The organism is Chryseobacterium sp. HNCC26DJ240 (genome assembly GCF_057180485.1).
In genome coordinates, this window is record NZ_JBXUGK010000010.1 from 67283 (window position 1) to 91381 (window position 24099).

Consider the following 24099-nt stretch of genomic DNA (forward strand, 5'->3'; position numbering starts at 1 on the left):
GAGAGTTTAGTTTTTTAATTTTATACTTCGCTCTTAATACCTAAATTTGCAACAAAAATTCCCTCTAATGAATGAACCACAACAACAGTGGACAGATGTAATTGAATCAAAGGATTCTTTATTCCGGCTTAATTTAAGAGAAGTCTGGCAATACCGGGACCTCGTTTTTATGTTTGTGAAAAGAGATTTTATATCCTCATTTAAACAGACAATCTTAGGACCACTCTGGTTTTTTATCAACCCAATTTTAACGACCATAGTTTTCACACTTGTCTTTGGAAACATCGCAAGCTTACCAACCGATGGTATTCCGCCTGTTCTGTTCTATTTGGCAGGAAACACACTGTGGGGCTACTTCAGCACTACGATGCTAAGTGTGTCCGGTGTTTTCACAGGTAACGCAGGAATCTTCGGAAAGGTATATTTCCCGAGACTGGTTACGCCCATTTCCACCATTATCTCAAGCTTTATGCGCTTAAGCATTCAGCTGGTTTTGTTTTTCGGTGTATTGGGATATTTTATCTACAAAGGTGAAGTACAGCCTAATTACTGGGCACTTTTCTCTCCTGTACTTATTATTTTCCTGGCAATATTCTCTTTGGGTCTTGGAATGATTTTTTCGTCACTTACTACCAAATACAGAGATCTATCGCTTCTCTTAGGTTTTGGCGTGAGTTTATTTATGTGGTTTACTCCCGTAATATTACCGACAACTTTAGTGAAACAGAAATTAGGCGGCTACGGTTTTATCGCAGATCTCAATCCTCTGACACCGATATTTGAATGTTTTAAATATGGCTTCATTGGTTCAGGAGATTTTAATATGGCCAGACTGCTGATCAGTTTTACCTTTATCATCTTCATATTATTCTGCGGTCTTATCATTTTCAATAAATCTGAAAAATCATTTATAGACACGGTTTAAATTGTAGGTAATGAATGATGGGTAATGAGTAATGAATTATGGGCAGTAAAAATTAACAAAACATCATTATACTCTTCAACCACTTTTTTTTACTCTATGAATTTTAAATCTTGAATTTTAAATCTAAAATCTAAAAAACTATGCTTGCGTTAAAAGCAGAAAACATATCAAAACAGTACAGACTCGGGCAGGTAGGAACGGGAACGATTACCCATGACCTCAACCGTTTCTGGCACAAAGTACGGGGCAAAGAAGATCCCTACCTCAAAATTGGTGAAGCCAATGACAGGACATCAAAAGGATCTTCGGATTACGTGTGGTCGTTGCGTGATATTAACTTTGAAATAGAACAGGGAGATGCCGTGGGTATTATCGGCCGGAATGGTGCCGGAAAATCTACACTGCTGAAAATCTTAAGCAAAGTTACCCAGCCGACTACCGGAAAAATATACACCAAGGGCAGAATTGCTTCCTTATTGGAAGTAGGCACAGGTTTTCATCCGGAAATGAGCGGCCGCGAGAACGTTTTTCTGAACGGAGCAATTTTAGGAATGTCTCAAAAAGAAATCAAAAGAAAATTTGATGAGATTGTAGATTTCTCAGGTGTGGAAAGATATATTGACACGCCTGTAAAAAGATACTCTTCGGGAATGTATGTGCGTCTTGCTTTTGCTGTTGCCGCTCACTTAGAATCTGAAATTCTGATTGTAGATGAGGTTTTAGCGGTAGGAGATGCAGAGTTTCAGAAAAAATGTTTGGGGAAAATGGGTGATGTGACGAAGGGAGAAGGGAGAACGATTTTGTTTGTAAGTCATAACTTGGCAGCTGTAAATACACTTTGTAACAAAGGAATAGTATTGGAAAACGGCAAAGTTGTACATAATGGTCTGATTAAAGATTCTATAGATTCATACATAGCAATGGGATCATCTGCTACAGGAGTCTTCGTTAATAAGTTAGGGCAAAATACAATAAAAGAAATTGCTTTAATTGACCATAATAAAGATAAAAAGAACAGCTTTAATTTTACTGAAGCAATTGCAGTACAATTCAAAATTAATTTAGATAAAAAAAAGCAAAATAAATGCATATTAGGCTTAAGAGTTTCGGACCAAAGAGAACGAAATGTATTTTCAACACAAATTAATCTTTCTGATTTTGACACAAAGTTTGATGAAAAGGAAATTATCTGTCAAATACCAAAGGGAATTTTAGTACCAAACACATATAAAATTACTGTCGCATTGCGAGAGCCCAATGGAGCCATATACTTTGCTATGGAAGATGTTGTAAATTTCACTATAGAAGAAACAGGATCTACTATGCAATCGTACGAAGGCTTAGACTACGGCTGTGTGTTTTTAGATTGTAAGTGGAGCGAATCATAATATTTATAGAATATAACAATGGGAATAATAAATTTTTCTATACCAAAAGATATAGTATTAGAAATAATCAGAAAAGTTGATATCAAAAATTTTGTGGAAACTGGAACTTTTATGGGAGGCACTGCATTTTGGGCAGCAGAACATTTTAAGAATGTTTATACCATCGAAATTGATGAAGAAATAAGTAAAAAAACAGCATCAAATCCAGACTGCCCCAAAAACATCCAATTTATTGTAGGAGACAGTAAATATGCTTTAAAAGATCTTGCACCGAAGATTAATGGAAGAGCTTTTTTCTGGCTTGATGGTCACTGGTGCATGGGAGGCGGCGGAAAAGATGCTGAATGCCCATTATTGGATGAACTTAGAGCATTAAAAGACTTAGAAGATCCTATCATTTTTATTGATGACGCAAGATGTTTTTTAGGTCCATTACCACCACCTCATAATGCCGAAGACTGGCCATTAATTGATGAAGTATTTGCGAACTTAAAAGACCTTTTCCCAAATAACTTTACAACAATCCAAGACGACGTTATTATGTCTGTTCCTCAAGACGTTAAACCATTAATAAATAAGGACTGGCAGAAAAAATTTAGTCAAAGATTTACATTTGAAGAGAAAAAACCAGAGATTATTTATGTAAAACAATCTAAATGGGAAGCTTTTAAGTCACTTTTTAAGTAACATATTTACTGATAAGCTGCTTTGATTGCTAAAAACGACCCTCAGATACAAACCAAACATATAAAGAGTAACACTGATGATCATAAAAAAAATAGTAAAAAAAATACTCAACATCAAAAATAATCCTGCTCCCAATCCTGATGACAATCGTTTAAGAGAGCTGGCAGCTGCTGAGCAACAGGAAAAAATATTCCAACAAAATCATCAGTGGTTGAAAGAATATGATTTTAAAACAATTATTGATATTGGAGCGAATACTGGACAATTTGCTCAGAAAATAAGAAAGGTCTTTCCGGAAGCAAAGATTATTTCATTCGAACCAATCCCGGATGTTTATCAAAAATTATTGGAAAATTTTAAAAATGATAAAAACTTCGAATCATATAATTTGGCTTTAGGGGATAGTAACGGAACCATGCAATTTAATTTGAATGAATACTCAGACAGTTCATCTATATTAAAAATGACGGAGCATAAAAATCATTTTGATTTTGCAAGAAAAGAAACACCTATTGAAATTAATATTGAAAGACTAGATGATGTTTTGTCTAGCGCCAATCTCATAACTCCTTACTTAATTAAATTAGATGTACAGGGATTTGAAGATAAAGTTATTGATGGAGGAATGAATATAATAGCAAATGCCGCAATGATTATTTCCGAAGTCTCTTTTTACGATTTATACGAAGGTCAACCAAGATTTCAAACGATTTACGAAAAAATACAGAATTTAGGGTTTGAATATGTGGGAAATTATGATCAGCTTTATTCACCCATAAACAATAAGGTTTTACAAGCTGATGCTATCTTTATAAAAAAATTAAATAATTTCTAAACTTTTTTTAGAATATCAATTCTAAAAATTTACTCATACTTGAATATAAATATTACTTTCAGATTTTATCTGAAAATATTTTATAATCTATGCAAAATTGTCTAAAATAAGTATCTCTTGCAGACGAGTGGTCTAATTCAGCTGAAAGTAATTAATTATGTCTTTTTTCTCTATAATAATACCAACATATAATTCCGAAGATACCATTTCGCAAACTTTAAATAGTGTGTTATCACAAATTTTCAGTGATTTCGAAGTATTGATTATGGATGGTAATTCCAAGGATAAAACTCTGGATATCATACAATCTTTTGCTCATCCTAAAATAAAAGTATTTTCTGAAAAAGATGACGGTGTATATGATGCAATGAACAAAGGAATTAGTAAAAGTTCGGGCAAATGGTTATATTTTTTAGGAAGTGACGATACCTTATTTGATGAAACTACATTACAGGTCATTTCTGAAGCTATTAGATTAGATAAGGAAGTAGAATTTGTGTATGGTAATATCAATTCTAAAAAATACGGAGAGAAATATGATGGCATTTTCACTCCTGAGAAAATGATTACTCAAAATATTGGTCATCAGGCAATTTTCTATAGTAATTCTATTTTCAAAAAATTTGGATTGTATGATTTGCATTATAAAATCTTAGCTGATTATGCATTCAATATTCAAATTTTTTTTAATAGAAAAATAAAGAAAAAATATGTGGATGTGGTTGTTGCAAATTATGCAGAAGGAGGCCTAAGTGATTCTCTAACTGATCAATTATTCGCAAAAAACCGCATAAAACTCCTTCTAAAATATGGCTATCAAGCTTTACCACTATCTTATTTAAAGCAGAACTCTTCAATGAGAGAGTTTTTATTCATTTTACTTAAAAGAATCTACAAATAATGAACATTAGAGCCATTGCTATCCATCTTCCTCAGTTCCACCCTTTTCATGAAAATGACAAATGGTGGGGAAAAGGCTTTACAGAATGGACTAACGTATCAAAAGCGATACCTTACTTTGAAAACCATTATCAACCACACCTACCAAGTGATTTAGGATTCTATGATCTCAGATTGGAAGAAGCCAGAATAGCACAAATAGAAATGGCAAAAGAGTATGGGATATATGGCTTTTGCTACTATCATTATTGGTTTAATGGACTGCGTCTGATGCGTAATTCATTAGATAGAATTCTTGAAAACAAACGAGAAGATTTCCCATTCATGTATTGTTGGGCTAATGAAAACTGGACCAGAAGATGGGATGGTTTAGACCAAGAGGTTTTAATTGAACAAAAATACTCAGCTGAAGATGACATTGAGCACATTCGTTTCCTTTGTAAAAATGTTTTTTCTGACAAACGTTACATTAGAGTAGAAGACAAGCCATTCTTTGTGCTCTATAGACCATCATTACTTCCCAACGCTAAAGAGACAGTTGAAAGATGGAGAGATATTGCAAATATAGAATTTGGAATGGAACTGTACATAGGATATATGAACAATTTTTCTTTTGTAGATCACGAAAATATTTTTGATGCAGTAGTTAATTTCGAACCCAATTTTGGAATTACCCCTCCCAGATTTGAGCACTCTAAACTTGATTCAATAAAAGCAAAATATCTTAATAAAAAACTTCCTTTTGTAGATCATACGGTTTACAATTACGCCGATTATACAGCAAATGCAAAAAAGCATCTGCAGATATCTGAAAATAATTATCCCTGCATTACACCAGGGTGGGATAACAGCGCCAGAAGACGTGAAAGTGCTACAATTTTTCATGACTCTACACCCGAAATTTATGCTGATTGGTTAAAATATATCGTTGAAACTTACAAAAAAGTAAAAACTGATAACAAGTTTATTTTTATAAACGCATGGAATGAATGGGCTGAAGGGAATCATTTGGAACCTGACATGAAATGGGGAACCCAATATTTAGAGAAGACTAAAAGCATTTTTTCTACCATTACAAAAGATTAACATAAATTTAAATGCCTCCACTAATCTCTGTAATTATTCCAAACTACAATCATGCTTCTTTTTTAAATGAAAGGATAGATTCGGTATTGCAGCAAACATATCAAAATCTTGAGATTATTATTCTTGATGATTGCTCTACAGACGGTAGCAGAGAAATTATTGAAAAATACAGAGGTCATCAAAATGTAACTCATATATTGTTCAACGAAAAAAACTCTGGCAGCACTTTTAAACAGTGGAAAAAAGGATTAAGTCTTGCTTCGGGACAATGGATTTGGCTGGCAGAAAGTGATGATATAGCTAAACCAACATTTTTGGAAGAGTTACTTAACCAAATATCCGTTTACAAAAATATTACGCTAGCATATTCAGCTTCTGTATTAATAAATGAAAATTCTAAAGAGATTGGCTTATTGGATTGGGCTTATGATATAGGTCCGCGAGATTGGCACAGCAGTTTTTATAATGATGGAAAATCAGAAATAGCACAATTTTTATTTTGGAAAAATACAATACCAAATGCAAGTGCCGTATTGTTTAAAAAAGAATCTTTAGATTTTAGCATTTTCGATAAGATCAGCGAAATGAAATATGCCGGAGATTGGCTTTTCTGGATCAAATTATTGGAAAAAGGCAATCTCTATTTTCATGCTAAACCACTGAATTTATTTAGACAACATCCTAATACCACAAGGAGTAAGAAAAGTATGGAAGAAGAGAGAAATCGGTATAAAGAATATTTTATAAATTTAGATTATATCAAAGACAATTATGACGTTCATTGGAAAGCCGAAAAACATCAATGGATACTAGCTGATTTTCTACATAAAATAAACATTTTTAATTCTTTTAAAAATTTTGCTCTAATAAAAACATTTCCTGTGACGTACAGAAAGTATCTTATTAAATCATTCTTATCTAAAAAGTTACATCAATAGCATGGCAGCTACAGCATTCACAATCATCAGTGCAAACTATCTCCCACAGGCTAAAACAATTGCAGATAGCTTCAAAGAAATACATCCAGAGATTAAATTCTCGATATGCTTATTCAGTAAACCTGGAGAACTTATTGACCTAAGCAATAATGATATGTATCCATCCTCTTACTCTTTTATTCATCCTGATCAACTGAACAAAAATATTTACGATGAATTAAGACAGAAATATGATGATTTTTCCATGGCATGTGCATTAAAGCCATACTACTCAGAATTTTTTTTTAATAATGTCGACATAGATTCAGTTTTATATTTTGATGCCGATATTTATCTGTTTTCAAAGCTGACTACGGTATTAACGCTGCTTGAAAATACACATGATCCTTCATCGTCAATTATTTTAACACCTCACATTACTCTGCCCGCTCCTTTTAAAGATGAGGTTTCAAAAAATATATCATTTCTTACTTATGGTACGTTCAACGCTGGTTTTTTTGCAATAAAGAAAAATCAGGAAGGACAAAAATTTATTCAGTGGTGGAAAAGAATGCTGGAAAACCACTGTATTATTGACTATCCAAGGGGTTTATACTGCGACCAGACATGGTTAAATTTAGTACCGATTCTATTTAAAGACAGTTTGTGTATTCTTCAAGACTTAGGCTATAATGTTGCATACTGGAATATCGACAATGAAAGAATTATATCCAAAAATATTAAGGAAAATTACATAATAAATGGAAACACAGAATTAGTATTTTTTCATTTTGCAAGATTCAGATTTTTTGACCTGATTAACATTATCCCTGGATTACCATTTTCAGAATTCCCTAATAATGAGATTGTACAGAAAATCTACAATGATTATCGGGAACAGCTAAGAAGTAATAATTTTGAAAACTTCAAAAGAGATTTGGATAAGGTACCTAAACAAGAAACTGATATTAAAAATATTAGAATCAGCCTTAAGGAAAGGATAAAGAATAAACTGATAAGATTGATAAAAAAAATTTAAACTGACGCAGATGCAAAATTCACTTCCGAAATTCACCTTTTTAATCGCCAATTACAACAACGGCAGATTCTTTCAAGACTGTTACAACAGTATTATTGCACAAACAATATCAGATTGGGAGGTTGTGGTTTTAGATGACTGTTCTACCGATAATTCTCTGGAATTGATTAATGCATTAATTAAGGATGATTCCCGTTTCAAAGTTCACCAAAACAAAGAGAACAGAGGTGTTGGCTTTACAAAGCGTAAATTAATAGAGTACGCCAATTCAGAGATATGTGGCTTTTTAGATCCTGATGATGCCATAGAGCCTCAGACATTAGAAATCATTTTAGATAAACATATGAAAAACCCTGACGTTGGGTTGGTTTATTCCAATTTCACATTCTGTGATGAATTTTTAAATCCTCAGTATGCACATCAGGCAAAACAAATCTCACAACTTAATGAAGACTATTACAATTTTAAAGGTGAAATTTCACATTTCGTAACCTTTAAAAAAAATATCTACTTACAAACCTCTGGTATTGACCCTTTTTTAAAAATTGCTGAAGATAAAGACTGGTATATGAAAATTTGCGAGATTGCACCTGTAATACATGTTAACGAAAATCTTTACCTCTATCGAATTCACGATGGCGGAATTTCAACTAACCAAAATTCAGAAAAAGCATTGTTTTGGCATTGGGTAGTCATGATCAAAATGGCAGAACGCCGAAACCTCAACATAGAACAACTGTTTATAAAACAATACGCCGACAGAAAGCTGTTTGATAACGAAAAAAATAAAAACATATTACATATTGCTTTTAGAAACAGACTTAAAAATTCAAAATGGCTGAAATTAGGCAAATGGCTGGGTCTTTTTAAAAACTATGATGAACTTTAAACTCATCAAACTGTCAGTTAACCAAAATTACTGTCTTTATAAAAAAATTTCACATGCAGATTTTCTGCATATTTTTCTCAGTAATTATTCCATAAAATAATATGTGGAAAAAAACCGACATCACAACCACTCTACGAGCTCAAAAAAACACTAAAAAACATATACTTAACACAATAAAATAAACCTCAAAAAGTGATTTACATCACGTTTTTTTTATTTCAATGGTAGTCTTCTGTAATGGAACAGCTTTCGGATACAAAGACGCTTTTGTATCACGACAATTATCCCGTTTTACAGAAATGTAAAATATTTGTCTGGAGAAAATGTACCCGGAACTGCATTTCTTCATGAAGATATGCAGCAGTTTTTCATCAATCCCTCCACAGGAACTATTATGGATCCTAAAGCCAAGAAGGAGAACAATGAAGATGAAAACGAAAAAGAAGATTATATTCTAAATCAACAAATCTCATACACACTGCCTCAGAATTCTGAGGCAGTTTTTTGGTAAATCTCAAAACACCTTTCCATCTATTTGTGAAGTCCCTTTGCCCACTACTAAAGGGTGGCACCCCTTTTCAAAAGTACCGTCACCCCATTTCCTTACTGGGAATAGTCCCTTCGAAAGGGGTATGCCTACTTCAAAACCGGATTCAACCCCTCAATCAATAAGGCTACTCCCCTTGCCTGGATTCCCAAAGCCCTTTTACGTTGGGATAGACATTTAATATCAAACCGTACAAGAGGTTAAAACATTGTAACACTCCGCTTCTATGTTAGATTTTTAATATCTTTGGCCGTTAAAAACATGGTATGATGTAAACATTGATTTACACATTAAAAAAATATTTTAGATATAATAATTGAATCGTAGCAGAAAATATTATACGGAAGCATTAAAGACATTTGCTCATTGTCAAACAAAAACTAATAAAGCCTAAGTACTATACCATGAACAAAAATTTGATTGACCGTAATAATAATTTTGATTTCATCAGACTTCTGCTCGCCTCAGCAGTTATTTTCTCACACTCGTATCCTCTTACAGGAAATACAGAGATTTTAATGATTTACACTAAAGGGCAGTTAGATTTCGGGAGTCTTGCTGTAGACTGTTTTTTTATCCTCAGCGGATATTTTATTTTTGAAAGTCTTAAGCGAAGTAAAACATGGTTCGGATATTTTTGGAAACGTCTTTTGCGTCTCTATCCTGCTCTCATTGTACTGATGGTTTTTACATTATTCCTTTTTCCTTTTCTCTATATGGGCAATCACCTAACATCAACTATTAAAGGATATTGGGAGTATGCAGTAGGGTGCCTTTCTCTTTATGGAGTAAAATATATGATTCCTGGAGTTTTTAAAAACAATCCATATCCAAATGCAATTAACGGTAGTCTTTGGTCTTTAAGTTACGAGTTTACGATGTATATAGTTCTTTCATTTCTTTTTTTTGTACGGAAGAAAATGGTTTCCTGTTTTATTTTAGGAACGCTCTGTATTATATTATACTACTTAAAGCTTTTTCAAAGTTCATTTTTTAATGAGTATTTCCATATAATATCTCTGCGCTCATCTGAATTTTACAGACTCGCTTATTGCTTTATAGCAGGAAGTTTTTTAACTTTTTTTGATCTAAAAAAAATTAATATGCTTACAATAAGAATTGTACTCTTTATAACTATATTGTTTTCGTTAATCCTCAATATTTACCAATATATTTCTCCGTTTGTATTGCCCATATTAGTTTTACTAGTTGGTTCTCTATCTACTAAACCTATTAATACACTGAGCAAAAATATAGGAGACATTTCGTATGGTGTCTACATATATGGTTTTATCATTCAGCAATCTCTTATGAACTTTTTTATTTTGACACCCTTACAACTTACCTTAGTAAGCATTCCGTTAACCTATATATTTGCGTATCTGTCATGGAATTATGTAGAGGAAAGAATGTTAAAATATAAAAATTTTATACGATAATAATCTTTGTGAAATGTAGGACGAACACACTAAATCAAGTCATATAACTGCTAGATTTTTAACTATATTTGCAACGAAAAACACGGTATGAACCAGCCTTTAATCTCCATCATCGTTCCCTGCTACAATCAAGCGCAGTATCTTGACGAATGTCTGCAGTCTGTGCTCAATCAAACCTACCAAAACTGGGAATGTATCATTGTTAATGATGGCTCGCCGGATAACACTGAAGAAGGTGCTAAAAAATGGACAAATAAAGACTCACGTTTTAAATATTTAAAAAAAGAAAACGGAGGATTGTCATCTGCCCGAAATTTCGGTATTGAAATAGCAAATGGAGAATGGATTCTGCCTCTGGATGCGGACGACAAAATAAGCAGCAAATACTTAGAACTTGCCTCAAAACAATTCAACAGAGAGTATAAAGTTATATACTGTGAAGCAGAAAAATTCGGTAGCGAAAGCGGCAAACTTATACTTCAGGACTATAGTACAGAAGCGTTAGCTGTAGAGAATATTATTTTTTGTACAGCTTTTTTTAAAAAAGAATATTGGGTGGAGGCCAAAGGATATGATGTAAATTTAGTCTTTGGTTGGGAAGACTGGGATTTTTGGATATCAATTCTGAAAAACGGCGACAAAGTGTATAAAATACCGGAAATCTGCTTTTACTACAGAATTAAAGAAGCTTCAATGATCAAGGATTTAAAATCCGCAGATGCAAGTGCAAAAGTGCTATTCTCAAAAAATATTATTTATAAAAAACATATAGCATTTTTCACTCATCAGCTGGGAAGTTTTCAGACATTATACAGAAAAAATGAAAAACTGTATGCGGAAAATCAAAACCTAAAAAAAAAATTGAACAGCAAAAGATACAGAATTATTGACAAAATTTTTAAATTCTTCAGACGATGACCATATCCATAGCCATCTGTACCTATAACGGAGAAAAATATCTCGCCGAACAACTGGACAGTATTCTTTCGCAAACCGTGAAAGCAGATGAGATTGTAATCTGTGATGACGGCTCTACAGACCGCACTATGGAAATTCTGGAGCATTATGATTTGCAGAATCCCGATCTGTTTAAGATTCTTGTTAATGAGAAAAATCTGGGTTATTTCAAAAATTTTGAAAAAGCAATCTATTCCTGTACAAAGGATGTAATTATCACCAGCGATCAGGATGATATTTGGAGTGAAAATAAAATTGAGTCTACCAAAAATTTTTTCCTTGATCATCCACATTACGACGGAGTTTTTAATGATCTTGAACTTATAGACTACAACCAAAAAACGCTGGAGCCATCATACCTTAACTGGAAGCAAATCTCCTACGAATTTGTAACTGAGAATATTAAAAGCGAAACCCTCTTTATCCAGCAGCAGGTCTTAGGAAGTTTTGTGCTGGGTTGTGCATTAGCCATGAGACAGTCGGCCTTAATGAAGTATCAGTTGAATAATTTTGAGATTGCCCATGATTATTTTATCGCTCAGAAACTTTCCGCTAAAGGCGTTTTGGGCTTTATCCCGGCAAGACTATCCCAGTACCGTCAGCATGAAGAGCAGGTTTGCGGTCTTCGTGAAGCTTTTAAAGATCCTGAAAAAAAGACAGAAGCTAAAGTACAGTCTGATTTTCACAGAATTGTTGGACCGTCAATTTTAGCCATCAAAAAATATAAACAGCTATATCCGGATGAGGATGTCCAGAAAACATCTCTTTACCGGATTTTTATTGAAAACAGAAATAGGTATTTGCTGACTCTCTCATTTTTAGAAAGAAAAAAATATATACTGCAGTGTATTCGTCATCAATATTTAGATTTACATTTTACAGATCTGTTTAAATACTAAAAAGCACCTCGAAATATGGACGTAAGCATCTGCATCACCACCTATAATCACGAAAAATACATTAAGCAATGTCTTGAAAGTATTCTTGAGCAGAACTTTAGCGGAAGTTTTGAAATTATTGTATGCAACGACAACTCTCCGGATGGTACCGAACAACAAGTTGCTGAAGTACAAAACGGACATCCTCTGGGCAGCAAAATACAATACTTTAAGAATATTCCGAATTTGGGGTATGTAAAAAACACCTTGTTTTCTTTTGAGAAAGCATGCGGAAAGTACATAGCCGTTTTAGACGGTGATGATTATTTTCTGGATCCGCTCAAGCTCCAAAAACAGTTTGATTTTCTTGAGAGCCACCCGAATTTTTCTGCAGTAGGAGGAGACTCACTAGTTATCTATGAGGATACCAAAAGAGAAAGCCACAGGTTTTCATCACATTTAGGCAAAGAGCTTTCCAGTAAAAACCTTACAGATCCAATGATTTTTCAGACCTCGACATTTTTTTTCAGAAAAGAAATTCTGAAAGAAGGTTTTCCTGCAAACATCATTTCAGCAGATCGCTGCCTATACCTATTGGCCGGATGTTTTGGCAAAGTAAAAGTGCTACCTGATGTATTGAGTACCTACAGACAGTTTTCTGCAAGTCTCTCTAAAAATGTACGTTATGAGGATATGAAAAAAGATTTTGCGATAGTACCTTATATCAGAAAACATGGTAAAGAGTATAGTAAAAACCGGCTCAATATGTACTTTTACTATACTTTAATGTCTTACTCAACTGTAATGACAAAAACTCAATTTTATCGTGCCGCCATAGGCTACTGCTATTCAAATATATTTGCCAAGTTTACCATTCATCCCTTAAAGCTCTATTCTCTGCTCAAATGGACAAAACACACGGTAATACAAAAATTTAATTATAAAAAACAAAACCATAACTTTGTATAATCTTTTTTAATCTAAAACACAAAAATGATCATAGGCTCAGGACTTATTGCAAATTCTCTTAAAAACATTGACGCTGAAGACATCCTTTTCTTTGCTTCAGGAGTCTCAAATTCTTTGGAAACCAGAAACGAAGAGTTTGAAAGAGAATTTAATCTTCTGAAAAATAATCTGGAAAAACATCCTGAGAAGAAGATGGTATACTTTTCAACTTTAAGTATCCATGATCATTCAAAACTACAGAGCCCTTACGTATTGCATAAACTTGATATTGAAGAATATATAAAAAGAAGTAGCGATAGCTATTTAATTATCAGAATAGGAAATATAATCGGAAAAGGAGGTAATCCTAACACATTATTTAATTTTTTAAAAACTAAAATCCTTCACAAAGAGCTTTTTAGTATTCATTCTAAAGCAAAAAGAATCCTTATCGATATTGAAGATATTCCTCAGTTTTTAAATCTATATCTGCCAGAACTTAATAATCAAACCATTAGCCTTTCATATCCGCACGCCTACAGTTTAAAAGAAATGATTGCCTCCCTGGAATCACAAACAAACATGACTGCAGTTTATGAGACCGTAGAAGAAGGCTGTTTTTATATGGTAGATTTTGAAGCCGTTGTGCACAATTTTTTCAGACATCAATCTCCAAAAGAATACCTGGAAAAAGTAACCCGAAAATACATTTCGCAATAAAAGACACTGCAGAAAAAATGTTATCTATTATTATTTCTTCATATCAGGATCACTTTTACAATGCTTTGGTAAAAAACATTGAGAAGACCTGTGGTGTTGAATATGAAATTATACAGATTAAGAATCCCGGCATCATGGGAATTAGTAAAGCTTACAATATGGGTGCAAAAAAAGCCCGGTATGATTACTATTTATTTCTGCATGAAGATATTTTATTCCATACAAATAATTGGGGAGAAATACTTATTGACCACCTCAGCAACCAAGATACGGGAATAGTAGGACTTGCCGGTTCAAATTATGTTCCCCAAATACCTTGTGGCTGGTTTGTAAAAAATCCGAAGTATCAATTTATGTATCTCATACAAAATAATAAAGATGGCAGCCAGGCAGAATTGCTAAACTATACCCAAAAAAGAAAACAACAGGTGTATGGAGTTGATGGTTTATTTATGGGGATTAAAAAAAAGGTATTTCAACAATTTTTATTTGATGAGAATCTAAAAGGATTTCATGGATACGATTTGGATATCAGTTTAGGTGTAGCAAAAAAATATGATAACTATGTAATAAATGATATTCTGTTAGAACATTTCTCTTTAGGTGGAGCAGACAAAAAATGTTTTCATGATAATATACAAGTGAGAAAAAAACAAGGCTATCAATTTCAGAAAAGCATTGATAAGGCTTTAGAGTTTGAACGCTTTGAAAATTTTGTTTTTTCCTATTTCAGGTTTAACGGAATTACAGTTCTCAACATGCTAAAAACATTGCCATTTATACCTATCCAAAAAATTGAATATCGCTATTATCCTCAAATAGCAAAAATGTATCTGCGGTATTTTAGATACCAAAAATACTACGCAGCTAAATTTCCCATTATAAAATCACAAGAATAAAATGTCTAGAATATACATCATCATCGTCACCTACAATGCCATGAAATGGGCAGAAAGATGTTTCAGCAGTCTGCAGAAATCTTCTGTACCCGTACATCCAATTGTGGTGGATAACGGTTCTACCGATGGCACTCAGGACTATATAAAAAATAATTTTCCGGAAGTAGATTTTACACAATCTTCTGAAAATTTAGGCTTTGGAAAGGCCAACAATATCGGAATAGAAAAAGCTTATAAGCAAGGTGCAGATTTTTTTTATCTCATGAATCAGGATGCATGGATTTATGAAGACTCTATTCAAAAATTACTCGATGTTTACAACAGCTACCCAAACAAAGAAGAAATTGGTATCTTAAGCCCTATGCATCTGGATGGAAGCGAAAAGAAACTGGATTTCCATTTTGAAAACTATCTGGGAAAATACGCAAAAACCAACAGACTGCTTTCTGATCTTTATTTTGACCAACAAAGTCTTTGGTACGAAATCGATTTTGTGAATGCTGCACACTGGTTTCTTCCAAAATCAACTGTAGAAGAAGTCGGAGGCTTTAATCCTTTTTATTTCCACTACGGTGAAGATTATGATTATGTAAACCGCGTATTATTTCGCAAGAAAAAAATTATACTTTGCCCAAATAGCCGTGTCGTTCACGATACAATACAAAGCTATAAAAGTAAAAATGCAGATGAAGCTTATAAAGAAAAATGGCTTTCTTTACGATTGCAAAAACAAGCACAGTTTATGAATCCTGCTCTAGTTTTTGATCAGAAACGGGAAAAAAAGAAACTCATCAGGGATTATTACAAATTTTTTATAAAAGGCTATACCAAAGAACGTATTGAACAGCGTGAAATGATGGGTTATTTTCTACCCCAGCTACAGGAAATACATGAGCATAGGCAGAAAATTTTACATGCTCCCCATCCTTTTTTAAATATTTAAATAAAACTAAATGAGCAAAAAAATTCTTTTCGTGTGCTACGGAGATTCTTCATCTCCTAAGGCTTGGTCTAATGTTCCGTTTCTTTTTTCTGAAAACCTGATTGATCAAGGTTTTGAAATTTTACGACTCGACATTTCTCCTAACGGAAAATATGAAGCCTTATGGGACAAGTATCCGGGTAGAATTCTGTCCCGGTTTTTCCCTACGCAACAATACAGTTTCATAAAAACGCCTTTATCGAGAAGAATAGCTTATAAGAAAATTAAAAAAGCAATCAAAAGTCATCCGGATCTTTATTTCGTAATTTTCTTAAGCTTCGATTTTTATAATAAATTCAACAAAGTACCGTCTTTAATTCTGCACGACTGGAGTTATGATATGATTATCTTGGATAGACTAAATAGAAAACCTTATTTCTTTGAAAAATGGTTTATCGGATACCAAAACTTAGCTTTTAATAAATCTGAAATAGTGATATCTCTTTTTCGGGATGCCCAAAAATTAATAACAGAGCGCCATGGCAAACAAGTGTCTCATCTGGACACTAATGTGGTAAACGATATCAATTTTAATAAACCTAGCCCACAAGAGATTTTAGCCCGTAAAAACAAATCATTTGACCTACTTCTCATTGGGTCAGCAAAATATTTATTAGGTGCAAGAAAATTAGTACAGGCATTTAGAATTTTACAGAAAGAATTTCCCGAACTGAGGCTCAATTTTATTAATCTTCCGGAACACAGGCTCTTGCTGGAAGAGAGTGATCGCAATATTATATGTCATGATTATCTAGACAAGGGCGTCCCCGAGCAAAATAAACAATATTACGACTTGCTTATCAATACCAAAATTTTGGTCAATCCTTCGGAGATTTGGGCTGCATACTCCAGTACTATTGAGTGCATGTTTTACTATACACCCATTATCATAAAACCTTATGATGCGTTTGCTTTGGATTACGGAGAAGAAAATGACTTTGGCGTCTATCTTCAGAATACTGACATCCCAACCATTGTGGAGAGCATCCGCAGCATTCTTATCATGGATGAAGAAAGCTATACAAAATTATGTATGAGAGCGCACGACTTAGTAAAAGATCAGACTTGGGAAAATTACACTAAAAAAGTAGTTGACCTGATGGAGAATGTTCAAAACAGAAATTAGATAGTTAAATGAACAAACTGCCAATAAGTATCGGAATCCTTTCGTGGGACAATACAAAAACTTTAATCAACACTTTGAAATCTTACCAAAAGAATGGTCTTTTAGACTTGTCTGAAGATATTGTGATTCTTTTTCAAAATGTGTCAGACACTGATAAAGCTATTGCTGAAAGGTTTAAAGTAAAATATATTGGTCTGGAGGAAAACGTAGGAATTGGCAATGGCATAAAACTGCTTGCTGAAAATGCTTCATTTGACCAGATTCTTTTTTTGGAAAACGATTGGGAGCTTATTGAAACAAAATCAACTACTTACAACCGAATCAACAGTGGTCTGCAAAAGATTCATAACGGTTATGATGTAGTACGTTTCCGGAGCCGGAAAACTCCCGGGCACCCGTTATTTTCAATGGATCACAAAGGCAACGAGCTCGATTATTATGACGACTGGCATGAGTGTACATCTCCCCACCTTCTGGAATCGCTTCATTGGCTGGATCCCGCAGAGAGGTTTCCTGATAAAATCCAAAAAGACGGCGATGAGTTTGTAACGACTTCCCGATGGGCCAACTGGACGAATAATCCGTTTTTGATTAATAAAAAATTCTTACTGGAAACTATTCTGCCCTTTGCCGGAGAATCTGTTTCCTTTGAAAGAAACATCGCCTCATGGTGGGTAAAGCAAAACTTTAAAATAGCTCAGGGAGAAGGTCTTTTCACCCATAACGACCTGAAAAAATATCCCAAAAAGAATATTTTCACTAAAATTGTAAAAAGATTAAAAACCCTCTTCAAATAAAAGCATCAAATGAAAATTCTTTTCCACGAAAACGAGCTCAATTACCGCGGTACTTCTATGGCGCTGTACGACTATGCAGATTTTAACGAAAAATATCTCGGTAATGAATCTATAATCATGTACAACAAAACATTGGAAACCAACCATCAATTGGGAATTGACAAGTTTACTAGAAGATTTGAAGTGATAGCCTACGAAGATTTCTCTGAAGTAAATTCTTTTATCCAAAAGAACAATATTGATCTTTTTTACGCCATCAAAAACGGTGATCCGGATATTGTAGATACAAAAGAATGTAAATCCTGTATTCACAATATTTTTAAATTCTACAAACCCCACGGAGATGTATATGCCTACGTTTCAGAATGGCTCAGCGAGGAAATGTCACAAGGTAAAGCTCCATTCGTTCCGCATATGGTTAACTTTGAAAATGAAGTTCATGACGACCTGAGAGCAGAGCTGAACATCCCTAAAAACGCAAAGGTCTTCGGCTATCATGGAGGAGGCCAAAGCTTCAATATAAAATTTGTGCAGGAAACGGTAGAAAAAATTGCCTCCAAATACAAAGACATCTATTTTATCTTTATGGGCGTAGATTCTTTTATCAAAGAAAAATGGTGGAAATCTGCAAAACCCAATATCATCTTCCTGCCACCAAGCTCTGATGTGGTTTACAAACAAAAATTCATCAATACCTGCATGGCTCTTTTGCATGCCAGAGAGAGAGGTGAAACTTTTGGAATTACAGTGGCAGAATTTGCCGTAAAAGGAAAACCGGTGATCACTTTTGCAGATTCTCCGGAAAAAGCACACATTAAGCAACTGGAAAATCAGGCATATTATTATCAGGATAAAAAAGATCTTCGCGACATCATTTTGGATGCAGACCTAAATCTATCTGCGAAAAAACTGTACGAAAAGTTTCTGCCAAATCCAGTGATGGATTGTTTTAAAAATGTATTTATTGACTGATTGCTGTAATTCGCCAAACCAGAGACTTAACAATTTTCAATAACGCCATCTTTTGACTTTCGCCACTATTATAATGAAGGTAATAAATTTCTTTAAACTAGATATCGATGACCGCAGAATTTTTGGATTAGACCTGCTGAGAATGCTTGCTGTTCTTTTTGTCGTTTTCAGCCACAGTGCATCCATTCTTCCTCTTGAATTTTACCAATTTATCAATCTCTTCTACTTTGATGGAGTATGTATATTTTTTGTGTTGAGCGGATTTTTAATAGGGCATATTCTCATAACATCAGTTGAAAAAAAAGGTTTTGGAAGGTCAGAGCTTTTTATCTTTTGGATCAGAAGATGGTTCAGAACCCTACCTAATTACTATTTCTTTGTCTTTATATTAGCTGTCTTGAGTAAGATTTTTATCGAAGGATTTCCGCTGAGGGCAATTCTTCCTGTTCTTATTTTCTGCCAGAATCTTGTAAAAAGTAATGACTCTTTTTTTGGTGAGTCATGGAGTTTAAGTGTCGAAGAATGGTTTTACATCAGTATTCCTTTACTGCTGTTTGTTTTCGTTAACCTGTTTAAAATCAAGTTAAAAAAATCTCTGATTATTCTGTCGGTGTCTATGCTTTTGTTCTCGACGTTTCTCCGCCTTTACATGTTTACCAACGGTGAGCTTCATGAAATGGGAGATTACCGAAGAGTGGTCATCATGAGAATGGATAATTTAATGTATGGTGTTATCGGAGCGTATATCAGTTATTATTACCTCAACTTTTGGACTCAATACAGAAAAGCGTCATTGATTTTGGGAATGATTTTAATATTGATATGGAAGTTTTATTCGGAACAATATTCCATCCAGAGTTTTTACTATTCGAATATTTACTATCCTCTACTCTGTACTTCAATTTTTTTGATGTTACCTTTTATGAGCAGTTACAGAGTGAAAAAAAATAACACTTTGACTCATGCTGTAACATACATCAGTTTAATCTCATACTCATTATATCTGATTCACTATTCTCTGATCAAGAAACTCTTCATTGATGTCATTTTGGCTGATTGTTTTGACGGTTCTGTTTCGTCGGTAGTTATCAAAAATGCTTTCTACTGGTCAACATCGCTGATTGGAGCGTTGCTGATTTACAAATATTTTGAAATACCCACGATGAAACTGAGGGATAAAATAAAGCTCAAGTGATTAATGAAATAATTTTTAAATACTTAAATTCGTAAAATTATGTGCGGAATAGCCGGAATCATCTCACCCAACGCCCGAAATTACACTGAAGAAATTGGCAGAATGACCGATGTCATCACCTATCGCGGTCCCGATTCTGCAGACCACGAGTTTTTCGACCACGCTGCATTGGGGCACCGCAGACTTTCGATTATTGATCTCTCTGAAAACGGAAAACAGCCCATGTTTTCGTCCACAAAAAACGAATGCATTGTTCTGAATGGTGAAATTTATGGCTATCTCGAAATAAAATCTCAATATTCTGATTATCCTTACAAAGGCGGTTCCGATACAGAAGTGATTCTCGCTATGTACCAGAAAAAGCAGGAAAAGCTTATTCAAGAACTTCCGGGAATGTTTGCTTTCGCAATCTGGGACGAAAAAAAACAGGAACTTTTCTGCGCAAGAGACCGGTTTGGTGAAAAGCCATTTTATTACGCAACAGGAAAAAACGGAGAATTTATTTTTGCATCAGAAATTAAGCAGATCATTGCATCAGGATTGGTAGAGCCAGAAATCGACAAAGCTCAGCTTGCTTACTACCTCAAAAACGGATACATTCATCCGCATAAAACCATTTATAAAAATATTTTTAATCTGAAACCAGCCCATACTTTAATTCTGAAAAATGGGAAGATTGAAACAAAGCCTTACTGGACAATTCCGACTGAAACTTCAACGTTGAGTCTGGATGAAAGTATTGAGAAATTCAGATATTTGCTGGATAATGCGGTAAAGAAACAACTTGTTGCCGATGTTCCGGTTGGTTCATTTCTTTCGGGCGGTTTAGATTCCAGCACTATTGTGGCGGTTGCATCAAAATATAAAAAAAATCTAAAAACTCTGGTCTACGGATATGAAAATGGTGATTTAAACGAAATGCCTTATGCGAAAGCGATTGCAGATAAATACCAAACCGATCATCACATTCTTTTAGATAAAAAACAAAAAATATCCGAAACCCTTCAGGAAGTCTATTCTTACATGGATGAACCCCTGATGGATTCTTCATTACTTCCCACCCATCTTATTTTTAAAGAAGCCTCAAAAAATCTGAAAGTGGTTCTTTCCGGCGATGTGGGCGATGAATTATTTGGTGGATATTCTTTTTACAAATACAACATCGATATCTCTCAGAAAGGATTTTATCCCAATTATCTTTCGAAAATGTTCCTTTTGGCCAATAGATTCAGAAATATAGGTTCTGAAAGACTTCACCGTGCTCAATACAGTGATACCGTTGATTATCATCAGAATAAAGTAAGAAATTACTTCACCTCATCCGAAATAAAAAATTTGGGACTCTCTGAGGAAATTCCCGGTCAGGATTTCAGTTTTGAACCAAACGGAAAAGATTTTAATGATCTGATGAAAATCGACCTCGAAAAATATGTTCCCGGAAACATGCTGCTGAAAGGCGACAGAACTTCGATGCATAATTCTGTGGAGGTAAGAATTCCGTTTTTGGATATCGATTTTGCAGAATTCTGTATTAGCCTTCCATGGCAATATAAGGTGAATAAAAGCGAAGATAAAATCATCTTAAGAAAAGCCTATTCCCAAATGTGGACAGAAGAAATTGCGAAGCGAGGAAAAAATGGTTTTGGCGCCTGGGTAAGTGAATGGTTTAAGGAGGAAGAACTTTGCGACCTTTCAAAAGAACTTTTGAATAACAGAAACAGTGCAATCTTTAGTTATCTTAATTATGATGAGGTTCAGAAAAAACTTAATCACGACTCTCAACACTGGAGTTTACTCATTTTAGCGTTGTGGTTTAAAAACAACACAAACATATGAAGATAGGAATAACAGCATCAGATTATCCCGTTATAAGGAACATTCTCAATAAAATTGAAGGCGGAAAGTATGTACTGCTTAGAAAAAATAACAATTTATTTCATACACTTTCAACGGTAAAAAATATTGTTGTGAAGAAAAAGATGAATCATGAGGGGCAATATTTTTTTTATCAAAAACCGAAGATTGACATTCTGCATCTTTTTAATGATATCAACTATTCAGGGCAAAAATGGGTGACTACTTTTGAAACCCTGGTTCCCAGATTTGCAGAAACCAAGAATGATCATCAACATACAGAACCGCACCATAATAAAAATAAGAAGACACAGAAAGCACTGGCACAAATCTGCAAAAAAAACTGTCTCGGGATCATTTCAATTTCAGACTGTAATCTTGCCATCATGCAAAACCTGCTGAAGAACTATCCCAAGTTTGCAAAATGCGTAACAGATAAAACTTTTGTTCTGCACCCACCACAGGAAATTATTGAAAGAAACAGTGAAGAATTTTATAAAAAAAATAAGACTCTTCATTTTATTTTTGTAGGCAATGAATTTCATAGAAAAGGAGGAGCAGAAATGTTTGAAACTTTTAAAAATCTTCATCAAAGATTTAATTTCAAATTAACCATTATCACATCATTCAAAAGAGATCATTACGTAACAAAGGTAACGGAAGAGCAGATTGCCGACATTAAACAATTGATCAAAAAAGAAGATTGGGTGAACCTTTATCAAGATATTCCAAATGATGAGGTATTAAATCTGATAAAAAATTCTCACGTGGGAATACTCCCAACATGGTCTGACACTTATGGTTTTTCTGTGCTTGAAATGCAGGCAGCCGGAGTACCTGTAATTACAACCGACATACGGGCTCTGCCGGAAATTAATAATAATGAATGCGGCTGGTTGATTCATCTTCCGCAAAACCATTTGAAACAGGCTTTATATTTTACAGAAGAACAGGTAAGCCATTTAAAATCTTCTATTACCGGACAACTGGAAAGCATCCTGATTAATATTTTTCAAAATCCGGATCAGCTTGCACAAAAATCTAAAAAAAGTACAGAACGTATTGCCAATGAGCACAACCCGGAGATGTTTTCAAAAAAACTAAGAGAAATTTATACAAGAGCATGAATATTTCAGTAATCATCCCTGTTTACAATGCAGAAGCTTTTTTGGAGAAAGCGGTAGATTCTGCTTTATTTTTTGATGAGGTAAAAGAAATACTTTTAATTGATGATTGCTCTACAGATAACTCATTGCAGATTTGTCTGAATCTTTTAAAAAAAGATTCCCGTGTAAAACTTTATCAGCACTCAGACAAAGGAAATCACGGAGCTGCAGAAACCAGAAATTTAGGAATCAGAAAGGCGACTGCTGAATTTATTGCATTTTTAGATTCTGATGATTACTATCTTTCAAACAGATTTGATGCAGAAAAGGAAATATTTAAAAATGAAAACATTGAAGGCGTTTTTGGAGCTTTAGGAATTGAATTTATTACTGAAAAAGGCAAAGCTGAATTTGAAGAAAAATTTAAAAACATAGGATTAACGACAGTTCAATATCAGGCCGAAGGAAAAGAAGTTTTTGAAGGACTTCTCGGTTTTACAGCAAAAACATTCGGTACTTTTTTCCATTTGAATACTTTGACGGTAAAACGTTCTTCATTGCTTTCCAAAAACATTTTTTTTAATAAAGACCTGAGGGTACATCAGGATTCTGATTTCATAACAAAACTTGCCTATCACTGTCATCTTAAAACCGGAGTTATTGACAAAGCCATCGCTGTGAGAGGTGTACATGACGATAACAGGATTACGAAAATAAAACTATATTCCAAACAATATAACGAGCGACAGTTTCTTCTTTGGAATTCTCTTTATCAATGGTCAAAAGAGAAAAAAATAAGTGCGAAATTCAGAAAAAGAATACTCTTACAGTATAAATCTTTTGACCTTTCACGTAAAAGCGGTCTGGAAAAATTTGCAGATCTGTTTTTGACCATTTTAAAAACACCGGAAATATTAAAAACCAGATATCGATTTACTTATTTAAAAAACAATGAAGCTCAGTAACCTACAGATTTTAAGAAGAACATTATTTGCAGTTTACATTTCAGAGAA

Annotated in this window: 24 protein-coding genes; all 24 read left to right on the plus strand. The window is 34.0% G+C overall.

Annotation, left to right across the window (positions count from 1 at the left end):
• Window positions 1–67 precede the first annotated feature (67 nt).
• The 24 genes from AC2A1G_RS19040 (at window position 68) to AC2A1G_RS19155 (ending at window position 24051) form a co-directional block, all read left to right on the plus strand.
• The gene (locus tag AC2A1G_RS19040) at window positions 68–925 is read left to right on the plus strand and encodes an ABC transporter permease (protein WP_484048457.1); all 858 of its coding nucleotides are present in this window, start codon (window positions 68–70) and stop codon (window positions 923–925) included.
• Between the two features lie 140 nt (window positions 926–1065).
• Window positions 1066–2313, plus strand: coding sequence for an ABC transporter ATP-binding protein (locus tag AC2A1G_RS19045; RefSeq protein ID WP_484048458.1), 1248 nt, complete (start codon window positions 1066–1068; stop codon window positions 2311–2313).
• Between the two features lie 18 nt (window positions 2314–2331).
• Entirely contained in the window at window positions 2332–3000 is a 669-nt protein-coding gene (locus AC2A1G_RS19050; RefSeq protein ID WP_484048459.1) for a class I SAM-dependent methyltransferase, read from the plus strand.
• A gap of 76 nt (window positions 3001–3076) precedes the next feature.
• Window positions 3077–3835, plus strand: coding sequence for an FkbM family methyltransferase (locus AC2A1G_RS19055; protein WP_484048460.1), 759 nt, complete (start codon window positions 3077–3079; stop codon window positions 3833–3835).
• A gap of 157 nt (window positions 3836–3992) precedes the next feature.
• Entirely contained in the window at window positions 3993–4736 is a 744-nt protein-coding gene (locus AC2A1G_RS19060; RefSeq protein WP_484048461.1) for a glycosyltransferase family 2 protein, read from the plus strand.
• On the plus strand, window positions 4736–5821 hold the full coding sequence (locus tag AC2A1G_RS19065) for a glycoside hydrolase family 99-like domain-containing protein (RefSeq protein ID WP_484048462.1): 1086 nt from the start codon (window positions 4736–4738) through the stop codon (window positions 5819–5821). The genes AC2A1G_RS19060 and AC2A1G_RS19065 overlap by 1 nt, the downstream gene beginning before the upstream one ends.
• Before the next feature lie 11 nt (window positions 5822–5832).
• On the plus strand, window positions 5833–6759 hold the full coding sequence (locus AC2A1G_RS19070; RefSeq protein ID WP_484048463.1) for a glycosyltransferase: 927 nt from the start codon (window positions 5833–5835) through the stop codon (window positions 6757–6759).
• A gap of 1 nt (window position 6760) precedes the next feature.
• Window positions 6761–7777, plus strand: coding sequence for a hypothetical protein (locus AC2A1G_RS19075; RefSeq protein ID WP_484048464.1), 1017 nt, complete (start codon window positions 6761–6763; stop codon window positions 7775–7777).
• Window positions 7778–7787: 10 nt separating this feature from the next.
• Window positions 7788–8666 carry a glycosyltransferase family 2 protein gene (locus AC2A1G_RS19080; protein ID WP_484048465.1) on the plus strand — a complete coding sequence of 293 codons (879 nt, stop codon included), beginning with the start codon at window positions 7788–7790 and terminating at the stop codon, window positions 8664–8666.
• Between the two features lie 310 nt (window positions 8667–8976).
• Window positions 8977–9177 carry a hypothetical protein gene (locus AC2A1G_RS19085; RefSeq protein ID WP_484048466.1) on the plus strand — a complete coding sequence of 67 codons (201 nt, stop codon included), beginning with the start codon at window positions 8977–8979 and terminating at the stop codon, window positions 9175–9177.
• A gap of 440 nt (window positions 9178–9617) precedes the next feature.
• Window positions 9618–10652 carry an acyltransferase family protein gene (locus AC2A1G_RS19090; protein WP_484048467.1) on the plus strand — a complete coding sequence of 345 codons (1035 nt, stop codon included), beginning with the start codon at window positions 9618–9620 and terminating at the stop codon, window positions 10650–10652.
• Window positions 10653–10739: 87 nt separating this feature from the next.
• Window positions 10740–11570 carry a glycosyltransferase family 2 protein gene (locus AC2A1G_RS19095; RefSeq protein ID WP_484048468.1) on the plus strand — a complete coding sequence of 277 codons (831 nt, stop codon included), beginning with the start codon at window positions 10740–10742 and terminating at the stop codon, window positions 11568–11570.
• Window positions 11567–12508, plus strand: coding sequence for a glycosyltransferase (locus tag AC2A1G_RS19100; protein ID WP_484048469.1), 942 nt, complete (start codon window positions 11567–11569; stop codon window positions 12506–12508). The genes AC2A1G_RS19095 and AC2A1G_RS19100 overlap by 4 nt, the downstream gene beginning before the upstream one ends.
• A gap of 15 nt (window positions 12509–12523) precedes the next feature.
• Window positions 12524–13456 carry a glycosyltransferase family 2 protein gene (locus AC2A1G_RS19105; RefSeq protein ID WP_484048470.1) on the plus strand — a complete coding sequence of 311 codons (933 nt, stop codon included), beginning with the start codon at window positions 12524–12526 and terminating at the stop codon, window positions 13454–13456.
• Between the two features lie 24 nt (window positions 13457–13480).
• Entirely contained in the window at window positions 13481–14155 is a 675-nt protein-coding gene (locus tag AC2A1G_RS19110) for an NAD-dependent epimerase/dehydratase family protein (RefSeq protein ID WP_484048471.1), read from the plus strand.
• Between the two features lie 17 nt (window positions 14156–14172).
• On the plus strand, window positions 14173–15054 hold the full coding sequence (locus AC2A1G_RS19115) for a glycosyltransferase (RefSeq protein ID WP_484048472.1): 882 nt from the start codon (window positions 14173–14175) through the stop codon (window positions 15052–15054).
• Window position 15055: 1 nt separating this feature from the next.
• Complete coding sequence (locus AC2A1G_RS19120; protein ID WP_484048473.1) at window positions 15056–15997, plus strand: glycosyltransferase family 2 protein; 942 nt, start codon at window positions 15056–15058, stop codon at window positions 15995–15997.
• 10 nt (window positions 15998–16007) lie between these two features.
• On the plus strand, window positions 16008–17162 hold the full coding sequence (locus AC2A1G_RS19125) for a glycosyltransferase family protein (protein ID WP_484048474.1): 1155 nt from the start codon (window positions 16008–16010) through the stop codon (window positions 17160–17162).
• Window positions 17163–17170: 8 nt separating this feature from the next.
• Window positions 17171–17959 (plus strand): glycosyltransferase family 2 protein, encoded by a 789-nt coding sequence (locus AC2A1G_RS19130; RefSeq protein WP_484048475.1) that lies wholly within the window; start codon window positions 17171–17173, stop codon window positions 17957–17959.
• 9 nt (window positions 17960–17968) lie between these two features.
• The gene (locus AC2A1G_RS19135) at window positions 17969–18931 is read left to right on the plus strand and encodes a glycosyltransferase (RefSeq protein ID WP_484048476.1); all 963 of its coding nucleotides are present in this window, start codon (window positions 17969–17971) and stop codon (window positions 18929–18931) included.
• A gap of 73 nt (window positions 18932–19004) precedes the next feature.
• Window positions 19005–20126, plus strand: a complete 1122-nt coding sequence (locus AC2A1G_RS19140) for an acyltransferase family protein (protein WP_484048477.1) — start codon at window positions 19005–19007, stop codon at window positions 20124–20126.
• 39 nt (window positions 20127–20165) lie between these two features.
• Window positions 20166–21962, plus strand: coding sequence for an asparagine synthase (glutamine-hydrolyzing) (gene asnB, locus AC2A1G_RS19145; RefSeq protein ID WP_484048478.1), 1797 nt, complete (start codon window positions 20166–20168; stop codon window positions 21960–21962).
• Window positions 21959–23107 (plus strand): glycosyltransferase, encoded by a 1149-nt coding sequence (locus AC2A1G_RS19150; RefSeq protein WP_484048479.1) that lies wholly within the window; start codon window positions 21959–21961, stop codon window positions 23105–23107. Before asnB ends, AC2A1G_RS19150 begins: the two co-directional genes overlap by 4 nt.
• Complete coding sequence (locus tag AC2A1G_RS19155; protein ID WP_484048480.1) at window positions 23104–24051, plus strand: glycosyltransferase family 2 protein; 948 nt, start codon at window positions 23104–23106, stop codon at window positions 24049–24051. Before AC2A1G_RS19150 ends, AC2A1G_RS19155 begins: the two co-directional genes overlap by 4 nt.
• The last annotated feature ends 48 nt before the right edge of the window (window positions 24052–24099 follow it).

Coding starts and splice junctions, on each gene's coding strand:
- AC2A1G_RS19040 (WP_484048457.1), top strand. CDS start 68: ATGAATGAACCACAACAACAGTGGACAGATGTAATTGAATCAAAGGAT.
- AC2A1G_RS19045 (WP_484048458.1), top strand. CDS start 1,066: ATGCTTGCGTTAAAAGCAGAAAACATATCAAAACAGTACAGACTCGGG.
- AC2A1G_RS19050 (WP_484048459.1), top strand. CDS start 2,332: ATGGGAATAATAAATTTTTCTATACCAAAAGATATAGTATTAGAAATA.
- AC2A1G_RS19055 (WP_484048460.1), top strand. CDS start 3,077: ATGATCATAAAAAAAATAGTAAAAAAAATACTCAACATCAAAAATAAT.
- AC2A1G_RS19060 (WP_484048461.1), top strand. CDS start 3,993: ATGTCTTTTTTCTCTATAATAATACCAACATATAATTCCGAAGATACC.
- AC2A1G_RS19065 (WP_484048462.1), top strand. CDS start 4,736: ATGAACATTAGAGCCATTGCTATCCATCTTCCTCAGTTCCACCCTTTT.
- AC2A1G_RS19070 (WP_484048463.1), top strand. CDS start 5,833: ATGCCTCCACTAATCTCTGTAATTATTCCAAACTACAATCATGCTTCT.
- AC2A1G_RS19075 (WP_484048464.1), top strand. CDS start 6,761: ATGGCAGCTACAGCATTCACAATCATCAGTGCAAACTATCTCCCACAG.
- AC2A1G_RS19080 (WP_484048465.1), top strand. CDS start 7,788: ATGCAAAATTCACTTCCGAAATTCACCTTTTTAATCGCCAATTACAAC.
- AC2A1G_RS19090 (WP_484048467.1), top strand. CDS start 9,618: ATGAACAAAAATTTGATTGACCGTAATAATAATTTTGATTTCATCAGA.
- AC2A1G_RS19095 (WP_484048468.1), top strand. CDS start 10,740: ATGAACCAGCCTTTAATCTCCATCATCGTTCCCTGCTACAATCAAGCG.
- AC2A1G_RS19100 (WP_484048469.1), top strand. CDS start 11,567: ATGACCATATCCATAGCCATCTGTACCTATAACGGAGAAAAATATCTC.
- AC2A1G_RS19105 (WP_484048470.1), top strand. CDS start 12,524: ATGGACGTAAGCATCTGCATCACCACCTATAATCACGAAAAATACATT.
- AC2A1G_RS19110 (WP_484048471.1), top strand. CDS start 13,481: ATGATCATAGGCTCAGGACTTATTGCAAATTCTCTTAAAAACATTGAC.
- AC2A1G_RS19115 (WP_484048472.1), top strand. CDS start 14,173: ATGTTATCTATTATTATTTCTTCATATCAGGATCACTTTTACAATGCT.
- AC2A1G_RS19120 (WP_484048473.1), top strand. CDS start 15,056: ATGTCTAGAATATACATCATCATCGTCACCTACAATGCCATGAAATGG.
- AC2A1G_RS19125 (WP_484048474.1), top strand. CDS start 16,008: ATGAGCAAAAAAATTCTTTTCGTGTGCTACGGAGATTCTTCATCTCCT.
- AC2A1G_RS19130 (WP_484048475.1), top strand. CDS start 17,171: ATGAACAAACTGCCAATAAGTATCGGAATCCTTTCGTGGGACAATACA.
- AC2A1G_RS19135 (WP_484048476.1), top strand. CDS start 17,969: ATGAAAATTCTTTTCCACGAAAACGAGCTCAATTACCGCGGTACTTCT.
- AC2A1G_RS19140 (WP_484048477.1), top strand. CDS start 19,005: ATGAAGGTAATAAATTTCTTTAAACTAGATATCGATGACCGCAGAATT.
- asnB (WP_484048478.1), top strand. CDS start 20,166: ATGTGCGGAATAGCCGGAATCATCTCACCCAACGCCCGAAATTACACT.
- AC2A1G_RS19150 (WP_484048479.1), top strand. CDS start 21,959: ATGAAGATAGGAATAACAGCATCAGATTATCCCGTTATAAGGAACATT.
- AC2A1G_RS19155 (WP_484048480.1), top strand. CDS start 23,104: ATGAATATTTCAGTAATCATCCCTGTTTACAATGCAGAAGCTTTTTTG.